Genomic DNA, 16751 nt, shown 5'->3' on the forward strand with positions numbered 1-16751 from the left:
GATGACCTCAGCCCTCGTTCGAATTCGGTTCGGCGGACGCAAGCGCGGCGCGCACCAGGTCGTCGATGTTCATGCTCTTGATCTCCTCGCTCCGGTCGGCGGTCTGCGGGGCGGCGGGGGCGCCAGGCGTGCCGGCCGCGGCCGGTGCGGCCGCGGCCCCCTGCTGCTCCACCGGACCTGCGAGCCTGAGCAGCGCGTCCAGGAGGCCCGCCTCGCGCAGTGCGGTGACGGGGATCGAGGCGAGCGTCTCGCGGATGGAGTGGTCGTCCTGGGCGGCGGCCGCCGCCGGCTCGGGCTCCGCGACGTCCTCGATGGCCGGGAGGATCTCCTCCAGGAGGAACTCGGCCATCACGACGGGGCTCGGGTAGTCGAACATCATGGTCGCCGGCAGGCGCATCCCGGTCGCGGTCTGGAGCCGGTTGCGCAGGTCGATCGCGGCCAGCGAGTCGAGCCCCAGGTCCGTGAAGCCCTTGTTGACGTCGATGGTGTCGGGGTCGCTGTGGCTGACGGCCGCCACCTGGGCCCGGATCAGGTCCAGGACCGCCGGCTCCCGGTCGGCGGGCCGCATCCGGGCCAGCCGCTCCTCCAGGGACAGCGAACCGGCCGCCGAAGCGGCGGCCGCGGCCGCCACGGCCGGGGCCCGTACGTCCTGGCGCTGCTGCGGCGCCGGCTCGGCCTTCAGCACGTCCCGCAGGAGCACCGGGGCCGCGCCGGGGTTGGCGCCGCGGCCCGCGTTGTCGACGCGGATCGGGGCGATCATCACCTCGTCGAGGGTCATCGCCTCGTCGAAGAGCTGCAGCCCCTCCGCGGTCGGCAGCGCCGGCAGGCCCAGCGACTTCATCCGGCCGAGGTCGGAGTCGGTGACCCCGCCGCCCAGTCCGGTCTTCGTCTCCCACAGGCCGAACGCCAGCGAGGTGGCGGGCAGTCCGAGCGAGCGGCGGTGGGCGGAGAGCCCGTCCAGGAAGCGGTTGGCCGCCGCGTAGTTGCCCTGCCCGGCGCCGACGACGAGTCCGGCGCAGGAGGAGAAGAGGACGAAGGCCGTCAGATCCAGGCCGAGCGTCGCCTCGTGCAGGTGCCAGGCGGCGTCCGCCTTCGGCCGCAGTACGGCGTCGACCTGCCGCGCCGTCAGCTGCGCGGTCAGCGCGTTGTCCATCAGCGCCGCGGCGTGCACGACCGCGGTCAGCGGCTGCTCGGCGTCCACGCCCGCCAGCAGCGCGTCCACGGCGCTGCGGTCCGACACGTCGCAGGCGACGACCGAGACCGTCGCCCCGAGCCCGCCGAGCTCGGCGCTCAGCTCCTTGGCGCCCGGTGCGTCCGGGCCGCGGCGGCTGGTGAGCAGCAGGTGGCGTACGCCGTGCTCCGCCACCAGGTGGCGGGCGGTGATGGCGCCGAGGCCGCTCGTACCGCCGGTGATCAGTACGGTGCCCTCCGCCGACCAGGGCAGGTCGGAGGCGACCTGGCTGGAGGCGATCCGGGCCAGGCGCGGGACCTTGACCTCGCTGCCGCGCACGGCCGCTTCCGGTTCCCCGGTCAGGGCGATCGCGGGCAGCACCTGGTGGGCCGCGGCCGAGCCGTCGGTGTCCACCAGCAGGAAGCGTCCCGGGTTCTCCTCCTCCGCCGAGCGCAGCAGGCCCCATACGGGCGCCTGCGCCAGGTCGACGGTGTCGGTGTCATTCGCCCGGACCGCGCCGCGGGTGACCACGGCGAGCCGGGAGCGGCCGAAGCGGGGCTCGTCGAGCCAGGCCCGCAGGACGTCGAGGACGGCGCCCGTCACGGACCGGACCGCGTCCGGGACCTCGCCCTCGCCGGCCGGTACGGGCAGCAGGACCACCTCGGGCAGCTCCGCGCCGCCGTCGAGCGCCGCGGCGAGCGCCCCGAGATCGGGGTACGCGGCCAGGCCCTCGCCGAAGGCGTGGTCGGAGCCGCCGAGGACGGCCCAGCGGTCGGCGACCGCCGACGCGCTGGCGCCCAGCGGCAGCTGGTTCCACACCAGGTGGAACATCGACGAGCGCTCGCCCTGGCCGGCGGCCGCGGCGGCGTTGACCCGGGCCGCCGTGACCGGGCGGACCACCAGGGAGTCGATGGTCGCGACCGGTGTGCCGCGCAGGTCGGACAGCTCGATCCGGACGGCGTCGGAACCCTGCGACTTGTGCGACTCCACCGCCGTGATCCGGCCCCGCAGCTGCGAGGAGCCGGCCGCGTGCAGGGTCACTCCGGACCAGGCGAACGGGAGCTGGGTGCCTCCGACGTCCTGCGGCCGGCGCCCGTCCATGAAGTCGGTCGCGCTCAGCGAGCCGTCGAGGATCGACGGGTGGATGCGGTACTCGTGGCCCACCGCGAGGTTGTCCTCGGGCAGCGACACCTCGACGAAGGTCTCCTTGCCGCGCGTCCAGATCCCGCGCAGGCAGCGGAACATGGGCCCGTATCCGTAGCCCTGGCCGGTGAGGTAGTCGTACACCCCGGAGATGTCGACCTCCTCGGCGCCCTGCGGCGGCCAGACCCCCGTCCCGACCCCGAACGACTCGGGGGCCGGCGGGTGCTGGGCCCCGGGTGCCAGGACACCGCTCGCGTGCCGCGTCCACGGCGTGTCCGCCGGGCCGTCGTCGGGGCGCGAGTACACCGCCAGCGAGCGGCGGCCGGTGGCGTCGGCCGCGTCGACGGTGACCTGGACGGCCAGGCCGCCGCCGTCCTCGCGCATCGGCATCAGCGCCTCGATGGTGAGCTCGTCGATGACGTCGCAGCCGACCTCCTCACCGGCGCGGATGGCGAGTTCGATGTATCCGGTGCCGGGCAGGAGCACGGTCCCGAGGACGTCGTGGTCGGCCAGCCAGGCGTGGGTCTTCACCGACAGGCGGCCGGTCAGGACCACACCTCCGGCCTCCGGAGAGACCACCACCGCGCTCAGCAGCGGGTGCTGCGCCGGCTGTTGGCCCAGGCTGGTGACATCGCCGGCCGGGGCCGGGGCGGGGGCGTCGAGCCAGTACGGACGGCGCTCGAAGGCGTACGTCGGCAGCTCGACCAGCCGCGCGCCGGACCCGGCGTGCACGGCCGTCCAGTCGACGGCCGTACCGGTGGTGTGGAGCCGGGCGAGGGCGGTCAGCAGGGTGCGCGCTTCGGGCCGGTTCTTGCGTACGGTCGGCTCGATGACGGCGTCAGCGCCGTCGAGGGTGTTCTGGGCGAGGGCGGTGAGGACCGCGTCGGGGCCGAGCTCCAGGAAGGTCTGGACGCCCTTGGCGGCGAGGTGCTGGACGGTGTCGGAGAAGCGGACCGCCTCGCGCAGGTGCCGGCTCCAGTAGTCCGGGGTCCCCCAGTCCTCGCTGATCGCGCCGTGGACCCCGGCCACGACCGGGATCTGCGGCTCGTGCCGGGTCACGGACTCGGCCACGAGGTGGAACTCGGCGAGCGCCGGGTCCATCAGCGGGGAGTGGAAGGCGTGCGAGACACGGAGTCGGGTGCTCTTGCGGCCCTGCTCGGTGAAGGCGGCCCGGATCGCCTCGACGGCCTCCTCCGTACCGGAGACCACGATCGAGCGCGGGCTGTTGATCGCCGCGATGCCGACCTCGTCGCCCAGGTACGGGAGGACCTCGGGCTCCGTGGCCTCGATCGCGGCCATGGCTCCGCCGGCGGGCAGCGCCTGCATCAGCCGGCCGCGGGCCGTGACCAGCAGCGCCGCGTCCTCCAGGGAGAGGACGCCGGCCGCGTGCGCGGCCGTGATCTCGCCGATGGAGTGGCCGGCGAGGAAGTCCGGCCGCACGCCCCACGACGTGACGAGCCGGAACAGGGCCGTCTCGATCGCGAAGAGCGCGGGCTGGGTGTAGGCGGTGCTGTTCAGCAGCGCCTCGTCCTCGGCGGACTCGCCCCAGATGACCTCGTACAGCGGGGTCTGCAGGTACGGGTCCACCGCGGCGGCGACCTCGTCCAGGGCCTCGGCGAACACCGGGAACGCGGCGTGCAGTTCACGGCCCATGCCCAGGCGCTGCGCGCCCTGGCCCGTGAAGAGGAACGCGGTCGCGCCGTCCACGCGGCTGCCGGTGACGGCGTCCGCGGACTCCACCCCCTCGGCCAGCTTCGCCAGCTCCCGCAGCGCGCCCTCGCGGTCCTCGGCGAGGACCACCGCCCGGTGGTCCAGCGCCGCCCGGGACGCCACCAGCGAGTGGCCGATGTCGGCCAGGGACTGCTCCGAGTGGGCCTCCAGGTGGGCGCGCAGCGCCTCGGCCTGCCGGGGCAGGGCCTTCGCGCTCTTCGCCGACACCGCCAGGGCGACCGGCGCACCGGCCGCGGGCGTGACCGCCACCGGCTCCGGCTCCGCAGTACCCTGCGGGGCCTCTTCGAGGATGACGTGGGCGTTCGTACCGCTCAGGCCGAAGGAGGAGACACCCGCACGGCGCGGGCGCCCGCCCGCCGGCCACTCGACCGGCTCGGTCAGCAGCCTGACGTTGCCCTCGGTCCAGTCGACCTGCGGCGAGGGCTCGTCCACGTGCAGCGTCTTCGGCAGCACGCCGTGGCGCAGCGCCTCCACCATCTTGATCACACCACTGACACCGGCCGCCGCCTGCGCGTGGCCGATGTTCGACTTGATCGAGCCGAGCCACAGCGGCTTGTCCTCGTCGCGGCCCTGGCCGTACGTGGCGAGCAGCGCCTGCGCCTCGATCGGGTCGCCGAGGCGGGTGCCCGTACCGTGGCCCTCGACGGCGTCCACATCGGCCGTGGTGAGACCGGCCGCGGCCAGCGCCTGCTGGATGACCCGCTGCTGGGACGGCCCGTTGGGGGCGGTGAGGCCGTTGGAGGCGCCGTCCTGGTTGATGGCGCTGCCCCGGATCACGGCGAGCACCGGGTGGCCGAGCCGCTCCGCGTCGGAGAGGCGCTCGACGAGGAGCAGGCCGATGCCCTCCGCCCAGCCGGTGCCGTCGGCGGCCCCGGCGAAGGCCTTGGAGCGGCCGTCGGCGGCGAGTCCGCGCTGCTGGCTGAAGTCGACGAACAGGTCGGGCGTCGGCATGACGGTCACACCGCCGGCCAGCGCCATCGTGATCTCGCCGGAGCGCAGCGCCTGGCAGGCCATGTGCAGGCTGACCAGCGAGGAGGAGCACGCGGTGTCGACGGTGACGGCCGGGCCCTCCAGGCCGAGGGTGTACGCGACGCGGCCCGAGGCGATGGAGCCCGCGCTGCCGTTGCCGAGGTAGCCCGCGAGGTCTTCGGGGACGTCCGTCAGACGGCTGCCGTACTCGTGGTACATGATGCCCGCGTACACGCCGGTCCGGCTGCCGCGCAGGGTCTGCGGGTCGATGCCGGCCCGCTCGAAGGTCTCCCACGCGGCCTCCAGCAGCAGGCGCTGCTGCGGGTCCATCGCGAGGGCCTCGCGCGGCATGATGCCGAAGAACTCCGCGTCGAACTCGGCGGCGTCGTAGAGGAAGCCGCCGTCCTTGGCGTACGTCTTGCCGGGCGTGCCGGGCTCGGGGTCGTAGATGGCGTCGGCGTCCCAGCCGCGGTCGGTCGGGAACGCCCCGACGGCGTCCCGGCCTTCGGCGACCAGGTTCCACAGGTCCTCGGCGGACCGTACGCCGCCGGGGAAGCGGCAGCTGATCGAGACGATCGCGATCGGGTCCGAGTCGGTGGGGGCGGTGGCGCGCGGCGCGGTGGCGGCGGCGGCCGGGGCCGCCTGGGCCGTGGTGGCCGACAGCTTGCCCACCACGAAGCCCGCGACCGCCCGGGAGTTGGGGTAGTCGAAGACCAGCGTGGCCGGCAGCCGCAGACCGGTGGCGGCCTGGAGCAGATTGCGCAGCTCGACGGCGGCCAGCGAGTCGAAGCCCTGCTCGCGGAAGGCCGTCTCCGGGCCGATCGCGTCCGGGGACGGGTGGCCGAGCACCGCAGCCACCTGCGTACGGACGAGTTCGAGGACGATCCGGTCGCGCTCCTGGGCGGAGGCCCCGGCGAGGCGGCGCTCCAGCTCGGAGGTCTCCGGGCTTTGCGCCTGCACGGTCCGGCGGACCGGGCCGCGCACCTTGCCGCGCAGCAGCGCGGGCAGGTCCTCGCCGCGGGCGGCGAGCGCCGTCGCGTCGGTCTTGAGCGGCAGGACCACGGCGTCGAACCCGGCGACGGCGGCGTCGAAGAGGGCGAGGCCCTCCGCGACGGTCAGCGCAGGCAGGCCCAGCCGCTTCATGCGCTCCAGGTCGGCGTCGGTGAGGTCGCCGCCGAGACCGGTGCTGATCTCCCACATGCCGAACGCGGGCGCCGTGGCCGGCAGGCCCGCGGCCCGGCGGTGGGAGGCGAGGGCGTCCAGGAAGGAGTTGGCCGCGGCGTAGTCGGCCTGGCCGGCGGCCAGGACGGAGCCGCCCGCGGAGGAGAAGAGGACGAACGCCGACAGGCCGGCGTCCCGGGTCAGCTCGTGCAGGTTCCACGCGCCGTCGGTCTTGGGCCGCAGTACGGACTCGAAGCCATCGGCGGTCAGCGAGCCGACGAGCCCGCCGCCCGCGACGGCGGCCGCGTGCACCACCCCGCTCAGCGGGTGGGCCGCGTCCATCCCGGCCAGGACGCCGGCGAGCGACTCCCGGTCCGTTACGTCGCAGGCCGCCACCGAGGCGTGGGCGCCCAGCTCCGCGAGCTCGGCGACGATCGTCGAGGCGTTCGGCGCGTCGAGACCGCGGCGGCTGGTGAGGAGCAGGTGGCGCACCCCGTGCTCGGTGACCAGGTGGCGGGCCACCAGCGCGCCGAGGCCGCTGGTACCGCCGGTGATCAGCACGGTGCCGGTCGTACCCCACGGGGAGACGGGGGCGGGGGAGGGGATCCGGGTCAGGCGCGGCAGGCGCACCTCGCCGGAGCGCACCGCCGTCTCGGACTCGCCGGAGGCCACCGCGGCGGCCACGTCGGCGCCCGGATCGCGGGTCCCGGCGGCCACGTCGACCAGCACGAACCGGCCGGGGTTCTCGGCCTCGGCCGCCCGGACCAGACCCCAGACGGCGGCCTGCGCCGGATCGGCGTCCTCGCCGGCCAGTACGGAGACACCGCCGCGGGTGACCACGGCGAGGCGGGTGGCCGCGGACTCCGGATCGGCCAGCCACTCCTGGACCTTCGCGAGGACCTCGGGCACCACCGCACGCACCCGGGCCGCGGCGTCCGCGCCGGCCGGGACGGGGGAGAAGTACACGGCGGCCTCGGCCGCTTCGGCCCCGCCCGGCGCCGCACGCAGCCACTCGACGCGGTGCAGGGCGGCGGACGCGCCACCGGAGGCGGCGGCCAGCTGGGCCTCGGAGACCGGGCGCGACACCAGCGACTCCACGGTCGCCACGGGCGCACCCGTCTCGTCGGCGACCATGATCGCCGAGACCTCGTCCCCGCGCACCCGGCGGATGTGCACCCGCAGCACGGACGTACCGGCCGCGTGCAGGGTGACCCCGTTCCAGGAGAACGGCAGCAGCGTCGCACCTTCGGCGGCGCCGTCGCCGCCGAGCAGGTCCGCGTGCATCGCGGCGTCGAGGAGCGCCGGGTGGAGCCCGAAGAGGGCCGCGTCCCCGTGCGCCGTCTCGGGCAGCGCCACCTCGGCGAAGACGTCGTCGCCCTGGACCCAGGCGGCCTTCAGGCCCTGGAACACCGGGCCGTACGCGTAACCGCGCTCCAGCAGCCGGTCGTACGCGCCGGTGACGTCGAGCGGGGTCGCACCGGCCGGCGGCCACTGGGACAGGTCGAACGCGGGAGCCGGGGCGCCCGGAACCACCGTGCCGTAGGCGTGGCGGGTCCACGGGGCGTCCGGGGCGGAGCCGCGGGAGTGGATGCCGATCGACCGGGCGCCCGAGGAGTCCGGGGCGCCGACCCGCACCTGGAGGGCAACGCCCCCGCGGGCGGGCACGATCAGCGGTGCTTCGAGGAGCAGCTCCTCGATCCGGTCGCAGCCGACCTGGTCGCCGGCCCGGACGGCCAGTTCGACGAAGCCGGTGCCCGGCAGCAGGATCGAGCCGAGGACGTCGTGGTCGGCCAGCCAGGGCTGGGTGTCCACCGACAGGCGTCCGGTCAGGACGACCTCGCCGGAGTCGGCCGCGGGGAGCGCGGCGCTGAGCAGCGGGTGCCCGACCGCTTCGAGGCCGGCGGAGCCGAGCCCGGCGCCGCCGCCGGCGGCCGCCCCCTCCAGCCAGTACCGCTGGTGCTGGAAGGCGTACGTCGGCAGCTCGGACCAGCGGTCCTCGGCGGCCCGGTAGAAGGCCGTCCAGTCGATGGGCGCACCGGTGGCGTGGAGTTGCGCGAGGGCGGTGAGGAGGGAGTGCGCCTCGGGGCGGTTCTTGCGCAGGGCCGGCTCGACGAGGGGGGCGTCGGCGTCGGCGTCGGCGTCCAGGGTCGTACGGGTGAGGGCCGTCAGGACGGCGTCGGGGCCGAGTTCGAGGAACCGGCTGACGCCCTTGGCGTGCAGGTGCTGGACGGTGTCGGAGAAGCGGACGGCTTCGCGCAGGTGGCGGGTCCAGTACTCCGGGGTGCCCCAGTCCTCGCTGATCGCGCCGTGGACCCCGGCGACGACCGGGATCCGGGCGGGCGCGTAGGTCACGGACTCGGCGACCGCGCGGAACTCGGCGAGGGCCGGGTCCATGAGCGGTGAGTGGAAGGCGTGCGAGACGCGGAGCCGGGTGGTCTTGCGGCCCCGGCCGCCGAACTCCTCCGTGATCGCCTCGACGGCTTCCTCGGCGCCGGAGACCACGATGGAGCGCGGGCTGTTGATCGCCGCGATGCCCACGACATCGGAGACGTACGGGAGGACTTCTTCCTCGGTGGCTTCGATGGCGGCCATGGCTCCGCCGGCGGGCAGCGCCTGCATCAGGCGGCCACGTGCGGTGACCAGGCGGGCCGCGTCCTCCAGGGAGAGGACCCCGGCGGCGTGCGCGGCCGAGATCTCGCCGATGGAGTGCCCGGCCAGGAAGTCCGGCCGCACGCCCCACGACTCCACCAGCCGGAACAGGGCGGTCTCGATGGCGAAGAGGGCGGGCTGGGTGTAGGCGGTGCTGTTCAGCAGCGCCTCGTCCTCTGCGGACTCGCCCCACATCACCTCGTACAGCGGAGCGTCGAGATACGTGTCCACGGCCGCGACCACGGCGTCCAGAGCCTGCGCGAACACCGGGAACGCGGCGTGCAGTTCACGGCCCATGCCCAGCCGCTGCGCACCCTGACCCGTGAACAGGAAGGCCGACTTGCCCTCCCGTACCTGGCCCTGCACCACACCGGCGGACGTACCGCCCTCGGCCAGGGCCGTCAGGGCCGCCAGGAGCTCTGCGCGGTTCTCGCCGAGGACGACGGCCCGCTCGTTCAGCCGGGCGCGCCGGGTGGCCAGCGCGCGGCCGGTGACCGCGAGATCCGCCTCGTCGTCCAGGGTCTCCAGGTGCGCGACCAGCCGCGCCGCCTGCCCCCGTACGGCCTGCGCCGTACGGCCCGACACCACCCACGGCACCGGTCCGCCGAAGGACTCGGGGGCCTGCTCGGCGGCCTCGGCCGGAGCCGCCACCGGCGGCTCCTCAAGGATGAGGTGGGCGTTCGTACCGCTGATGCCGAAGGAGGAGATGCCCGCGCGGCGCGGGCGCTCGCCCGCCGGCCACTCGACCGCGTCGGTCAGCAGCTCCACCGCGCCCGCGTCCCAGGCGACCTGGGGGGAGGGCTCGTCGGCGAACAGGGTCCTCGGCAGGACGCCGTGCTCCATCGCCTGGAGCATCTTGATGACGCCCGCGACACCGGCGGCGGCCTGCGTGTGCCCGATGTTGGACTTGATCGAGCCCAGCAGCAGCGGCCGGCCGTCCTGCGGACGCTCCTGGCCGTACGTGTCCAGCAGGGCCTGCGCCTCGATGGGGTCGCCCAGCGTGGTGCCGGTGCCGTGGCCCTCGACGACGTCGACGTCGGCGGCGGTCAGGCCGCCGTCCTGGAGGGCGCGGCGGATGACGCGCTGCTGCGAGGGGCCGTTGGGGGCGGTCAGGCCGTTGGACGCGCCGTCCGAGTTGACGGCGGAGCCGCGCAGGACGCCGAGGATCCGGTGGCCGTTGCGCTCGGCGTCGGAGAGGCGCTCCAGGAGCACCAGGCCGACGCCCTCGCCCCAGCCCGTGCCGTCGGCGCCGCTGCCGAAGGACTTGCACCGGCCGTCGGCGGCCAGGCCGCCCTGCCGGCTCATGTCGATGAAGGTGTCCGGGGTGGACATGACGGTCACACCGCCCGCGAGCGCCAGCCCGCAGTCGCCGCGCCGCAGCGCCTGCGCCGCCCAGTGCATGGCCACCAGGGACGAGGAGCACGCCGTGTCCACGGTGACCGCGGGGCCTTCGAGGCCGAGCGCGTACGCGACCCGGCCCGAGACCACGCTCGCCAGGCTGCCGTTGCCGTGGTAGCCGGCGAGCTGCTCGGGCAGCGGGCCCAGGCGCAGGCCCCAGTCGTGGTACATGACGCCGGCGAACACGCCGGTGTCGCTGCCCCGCAGGGCGTGCGGGTCGATGCCGGCCCGCTCGAACGTCTCCCAGGAGACTTCGAGGAGCAGCCGCTGCTGCGGGTCCATGGCCTGCGCCTCGCGCGGGCTGATCCCGAAGAACTCGGCGTCGAACTCGGCCGCGTCGTAGAGGAATCCGCCCTTGTCGCTGAGGCTCTTGCCGGGCTTGCCCGGCTCCGGGTCGTGGATGTCGGAGTCCCAGCCGCGGTCGGTCGGGAACGCGCCGACGGCGTCGACCCCGCCCTGGACCAGCTGCCACAGGTCGTCCGGCGTCGAGACGCCGCCCGGGTAGCGGCAGGCCATGCCGACGACCACGATCGGGTCGTCGTCGGCCGCCGCGAGCGCGGTGACGGGCACCGTACGGCGGGCCTCCTTGCCCGGGTCGCCCAGCTTGTCCGCCAGGTGGTCGGCGAGCGCGCTCGGCGACGGGTAGTCGAAGATCAGCGTGGCCGCGAGCGGGAGGCTGATGGCGGAGCTGAGCCGGTTGCGCAGCTCGACGGCGGCGAGCGAGTCGAAGCCCATCTCGTTGAAGGCGCGCGTCGGGTTGATCCGCTCGCCGCTCTCGTGGCCGAGGACGGCCGCGACCTGCGTACGGACGAGGTCCAGCAGGGCCTCGCCGCGCTCGGCGCGGGACAGGCCCGAGAGCCGGCGGGCCAGGGACTGCTCGACGGGGACGGCGCCGGTGCCCGCGCTGCGGCGGGCGGGGCGGACCAGCCCGCGCAGGACGGACGGGACCTCGGCGGCCCGCGCCTGGAGGGTGCGCAGGTTGAACCGGACGGGTACGACGGCGCCTTCGCCGCCGGTGGCGGTGAGCGCGCTGTCGAGCAGCGCGAGGTTCTCGGCGGGGGAGAGCACCTGGAGGCCGAGGCGCTCGATGCGGCGCAGGGCGGCCTCGTCGAGCTGCCCGCCCATGCCGCCGACGCCGGTCCACAGGCCCCACGCGAGGGAGGTCGCGGGGAGTCCGGCGGCGCGGCGGGTGGTGGCCAGCGCGTCCAGGAAGCCGTTCGCGGCCGCGTAGTTGGCCTGGCCGGCCCCGTCGAGCAGGGTCGCGGTGGACGAGAACAGGACGAAGGCGGACAGGTCCAGGCCCTGCGTCAGCTCGTGCAGGTTCCAGGCGCCGTCGGCCTTGGGCCGCAGGACGGTGTCCAGGCGTCCGGCGTCGAGCGAGCCGATCAGCCCGTCGTCGATCACACCGGCCGCGTGGACGACGCCGGTGAGCGGCCGGCCGGCGGGGATCGCGGCGAGCAGCGCGGCCACCGCGTCCCGGTCGGACGCGTCGCAGGCGGCGACGGTCACCTCGGCGCCGAGCCCGGTCAGCTCGTCGGCGGTCTCCCGTACGCCGGGGGCGTCCGCGCCCCGGCGGCCGGTCAGCAGCAGGTGGCGTACGCCGTGCTCGGTGACCAGGTGGCGGGCGACGGCGGCGCCGACCCCGCCGGTGCCGCCGGTGATCAGTACGGTGCCCTGCGGGCCCCACGGCGCGGGCTGCGGCTCGGCCGCGGGCAGCGTGGCCAGCCGGGAGACGTACAGCTCGCCGCCCCGGACGGCCGCCTCGGGCTCGTCGAGGGCCGCGGCGATCCGCAGCAGTTCGGCCGGCTCCAGCGAGCCGTCGGAGTCGAGCAGGACGAAGCGGCCCGGGTTCTCGGCCTGCGCGGAGCGCACCAGGCCCCACACGGGCGCCTGGGCCAGGTCGATGTCCTCGCCCGGGGTGACGGCGACCGCCCCGCGGGTGAGGACGACGAGGCGGCCGGCGGCCGAGTCCTCGTCGTCCAGCCACTGCTGGAGCGCGGTCAGGACGTCCTCGGCGACGGCGCGCACCTGTGCGGGGACGTCACCCCCGGCGCCCTGGAGGGCGTGGTGGGCAACGGCGGCCGGCGCGTCCCCGGACAGCGGCGCGGGCAGCGGCCGGGAGGTCCAGCGCAGGTGGAAGAGCGCGTCGTGGGCCTGGGGGCGCAGCTGCTCGGCGGTGACCGGGCGGACCGTGAACGATTCGACGGAGGCGACGGGCAGGCCGTCTGCTCCCGCCAGGTCGAGCGCGACGGAGTCGGCGCCGGTCGCGGTGATCCGTACCCGCAGCGCGGAGGCGCCGGCCGCGGACAGCGAGACCCCCGACCAGGCGAACGGCAGCCGCGGGCCGTCGGCGACGGGCTCGGGGGAGGCGAAGTCGGTGGCCTGCAGGGCGGCGTCGAGCAGCGCCGGGTGCAGCCCGAACGCGGAGGCCTGGTCCACGACGTGGGCCGGCAGCGCGACCTCGGCGTAGGCCACGCCTTCGGCGCCCTGCCAGACGGCCTTCAGGCCGTGGAACGCGGGGCCGTAGCCGTACCCCTGGGCGGCCATGTCCTCGTACAGGCGCGTGGTGTCGACGGCGCGGGCGCCGCGCGGCGGCCACACGGAGGCGTCGAAGGGCTCGGCGGCGGCGGCCGGGGCGGCGGTCAGCACACCCGAGGCGTTGCGGGTCCACGGCGCGTCGGCGGGGGCGTCCTCGTCGCGGGAGTAGAAGGCGATCGGGCGGCGGCCGTCCTCGGCGGCGGCCTCGACCACGATCTGGAGGGCCACCGCGCCCGTGGCGGGCAGCAGCAGCGGAGCCTCCATGATCAGCTCGTCGACCCGCTCGCAGCCCGTCTCCTCGCCCGCGCGCAGCGCGAGTTCGACGAAGGCGGTGCCCGGGAGCAGCGTGCTGCCGGCGATGACGTGGTCGGCCAGCCACGCTTGCGAGCGCGGCGAGACCCGCCCGGTCAGCACCGAGGCGCCGGTGTCGGCGAGGGAGACGACCGCGCCCAGCAGCGGGTGGTCGGCGGCCACCTGGCCGAGCCCGGCGGCGTCGCCGCGCGAGAGCGGGGCGGCCAGCCAGAAGCGCTCGCGCTGGAAGGCGTACGTCGGCAGCTCGACGCGGCGCGCGCCGCTGCCCGCGTAGTACGCCTCCCAGTCCACCCGCGCACCGCGGGCGTGGGCGGTGGCCAGCGCGGCCGACAGCTGGCGCCGGTCGTCGTGGCCGCGGCGCAGCGCGGAGACGAACACCGGAGCGCCGCCGGGGCCTTCGAGGCCTTCGAGGCAGTCGCGGCCCAGACCCGACAGGACCGGGTCGGGGCCGATCTCCACGAACGTGGTGGCGCCGAGTTCGGCGAGCGCCCGCACCCCGTCGGCGAAGCGGACGGCTTCGCGGACGTGCCGGACCCAGTACTCCGGCGAGCACAGCTCGGCGGCGGTCGCGGCGCGCCCGGTCAGCGTCGAGACCAGGGGGATGCGCGGGGCGGAGTAGTCCAGGATCTCGGCGATGCGGCGGAACTCGGCCAGCATCGGCTCCATGAGCGGCGAGTGGAAGGCGTGGCTCACCCGCAGCCGCTTGGTGCGGTGCCCGTCGGCCTCCAGCCGGGCGGCGACCTCGGCGACGGCCTCGGCCTCGCCCGATATGACCACGGACGCCGGGCCGTTGACCGCGGCGACGGCCACCCGGTCGGCGAGGGCCGCCAGCAGCGGGGTGACGGTCTCCTCGGAGGCCGTCACCGCCACCATGGCACCGCCCTTGGGCAGTTCCTGCATCAGGCGGCCGCGCGCGGCCACCAGGGTCGCCGCGTCGTCCAGCGACAGCACGCCCGCGACGTGCGCGGCGGCCAGCTCGCCGATCGAGTGGCCCGCCACGTAGTCGGGGCGCACGCCCCAGGACTCCAGCAGCCGGAACAGGGCCACCTCGACGGCGAAGAGCGTCGCCTGCGCGTACACCGTCTCGTCGAGCAGGGCGCTGTCGGCGCTGTCCTCGGCGGCGAACAGGATCTCGTGCAGCGGCCGGTCCAGCTGGAGGTCGAGGTGGCCGATCGCCTCGTCCAGGGCGGTGGCGAACACCGGCTGGGTGTCGTACAGGGCGCGGCCCATGGCGGCGCGCTGGCTGCCCTGACCGGTGAAGAGGAAGGCGAGGCGGCCGGCGTCGGCGGTGCCCGGGAAGACGTACGGGGACTCCTGGCCCTCGGCCAGGGCCCGCAGGCCCGCCAGTGCGGCGTCCCGGTCGTCGGCGGCCACCACGGCGCGGTGGGCGAGGCGGGCGCGGGTCGTGGCGAGGGAGTAGCCGAGGTCGGCGGCGGCCGGGGCGTCCTCCTGCTCGGCGTGGGCCAGCAGGCGGGCCGCCTGGGCGCGCAGCGCGGTCCCGCTCGCGGCGGAGACCGGCAGCAGCACGGGGCCGGCCTTCGGCGCGGCCTCGGGGGCGGCGGCCTCGGCTGCGGGCGGCTCCTCGATGATGACGTGCGCGTTGGTGCCGCTGACGCCGAACGACGAGACGCCGGCGCGGCGGGGCTCCTCGCCCTTGGGCCAGGCGCGGGACTCGGTCAGCAGGCGGACCTCGCCCGCCGACCAGTCGACGTTGGGGGTGGGCTCGTCCACGTGCAGGGTGCGGGGCAGCTCGTCGTGCCGCATCGCCATCAGCATCTTGATGACGCCGGCCGAGCCGGCCGCCGCCTGGGTGTGCCCGATGTTCGACTTGGCGGAGCCGAGCCACACCGGCCGGTCCTCGGGGCGGCCCTTGCCGTACGTGGCGATCAGGGCCTGCGCCTCGATCGGGTCGCCGAGGGTGGTGCCGGTGCCGTGCGCCTCGACCGCGTCGACCTGCCCGCCGGTCAGGCCGGCGTTGGCGAGGGCCTGGCGGATGACCTGCTGCTGGGCGCGGCCGCTGGGCGCGGTCAGGCCGTTGGAGGCGCCGTCCTGGTTGAGGGCGGAGCCGCGGACGATGCCGACGACCGGGTGGCCGTTCTTCTGCGCGTCGGACAGCCGCTCCAGGACGAACACGCCGACGCCCTCGGCGAAGGCGGTGCCGTCGGCGGCGGCCGCGAAGGCCTTGACCGTGCCGTCGGGCGCGAGGCCGCGCTGGCGGCTGAAGGCGGTGAAGGTGCCGGGGCTGCCCATGACGGCCACACCGCCGGCCAGCGCGAGCGTGCACTCGCCGCGCTGGAGCGACTGCACCGCCAGGTGCATCCCGACGAGGGAGCCGGAGCAGGCGGTGTCGACGGTGAGGGCCGGACCCGCGAGCCCGAGGACGTACGAGACGCGGCCGGAGATGACGCTGGGGGCGTTGCCGCTCAGCAGGTAGCCGTCGAGGCCGTCCGGGGCCTCGTGCAGCCGCATCGCGTACTCCTGCGGCTCGGCGGCGATGAACACGCCCGCCTCGGTGCCGCGCAGGGTCGCGGGGTCGATGCCGGCCCGCTCGACGGCCTCCCACACGGTCTCCAGCACCAGCCGCTGCTGCGGGTCCATCGCGAGGGCCTCGCGCGGGCTGATCCCGAAGAAGTCCGCGTCGAACTCGGCCGCCTCGGGCAGGAATCCGCCGTGGCGCACGTACGTGGTGCCGGGCGTCGACGGGTCGTCGGAGAACAGCGCGTCCAGGTCCCAGCCGCGGTCGGCGGGGAACTCGTCCCGTACGTGCTCGCCGTTGCTGACCAGCCGCCACAGGTCCTCCGGGGAGGCGACCCCGCCGGGGTAGCGGCAGCCGATGCCGACGATGGCGATGGGCTCGTCCGACACGGCCACGGCGCGCACCGGCGCCTCGGGGCGGTCGGCCAGGCCCAGGACCTCGGTGCGCAGGTGCGCGGCGAGTTCCGCCGGCGAGGGGTGGTCGAAGGCGACGGTCGGCGGCAGCGCCAGGCCGGTGGCCGCGTTCAGCCGCACCTGGAGCTCCAGCAGCGCGACGGAGTCCAGGCCCAGGTCCTTGAAGGAGCGGTCGGGGTCGACCGACACGGGCAGGCCGGACCCCGCGAGCGCCTCCGGGGCGTCGGCGTACTTCGCCCGCAGCACGGCGAGCGCGTGATCGCGTACGAGGTCGAGCAGGACGTGGGTCTGTTCGGTCGTCGGAAGCGCCTCGAGGTCACGCACGAGCGCGGACTCCGTCGCCGCGTCCGCCGCGGTGTGACCGGTCGGCACACCGTCGGTGCCGGAGACAAAGTTTCCGGGCTCAGTCATCTAGCACTCCACACACTCGTTGTCCGCAGCGGACGGAAGGACGTAAAGACGTGACGTAAAGACGTTCGTAAGGACGGACCTTGGGCTCCGACGGGGCGGAGCATCGACAAGTCGCCGTCCGCCCGGAGCCGACGGGCGTCTCCGGGCGGACGGGCGGGGTCACTCGGCCGTGGCCACCGCGTGCTCGACGAGGGTCAGGGCCTGCACCGGGCAGGCCTCGATGGAATCCAGGATCTGGTCGCGCAGCGACTCGCCGGGCTCGTCGACGACGAGGACGGCCTGGCCGTCCTCGTTCTGGTCGAAGACGTCCGGACCCGAGAGCACACAGGCCCCACAGGCGACGCAGACGTCCTTGTCGATAATGACCTGCAGCATCTTC

The 16751-nt window shown here is 75.4% G+C and carries 2 protein-coding genes; both read right to left on the reverse strand.

From position 1 onward, the window contains the following. Nucleotides 1-7: 7 nt before the first annotated feature. Nucleotides 8-16285 (reverse strand): SDR family NAD(P)-dependent oxidoreductase, encoded by a 16278-nt coding sequence (locus tag ACIQU4_RS36525; protein ID WP_403740426.1) that lies wholly within the window; start codon nucleotides 16283-16285, stop codon nucleotides 8-10. 246 nt (nucleotides 16286-16531) lie between these two features. Continuing rightward, nucleotides 16532-16747: a ferredoxin gene (locus ACIQU4_RS36530; RefSeq protein WP_331742399.1), complete on the reverse strand. Its 216-nt coding sequence runs from the start codon at nucleotides 16745-16747 to the stop codon at nucleotides 16532-16534. Nucleotides 16748-16751: the final 4 nt, after the last annotated feature.

Source organism: Streptomyces sp. NPDC090741, assembly GCF_044769045.1.
Lineage (GTDB): Bacteria > Actinomycetota > Actinomycetes > Streptomycetales > Streptomycetaceae > Streptomyces.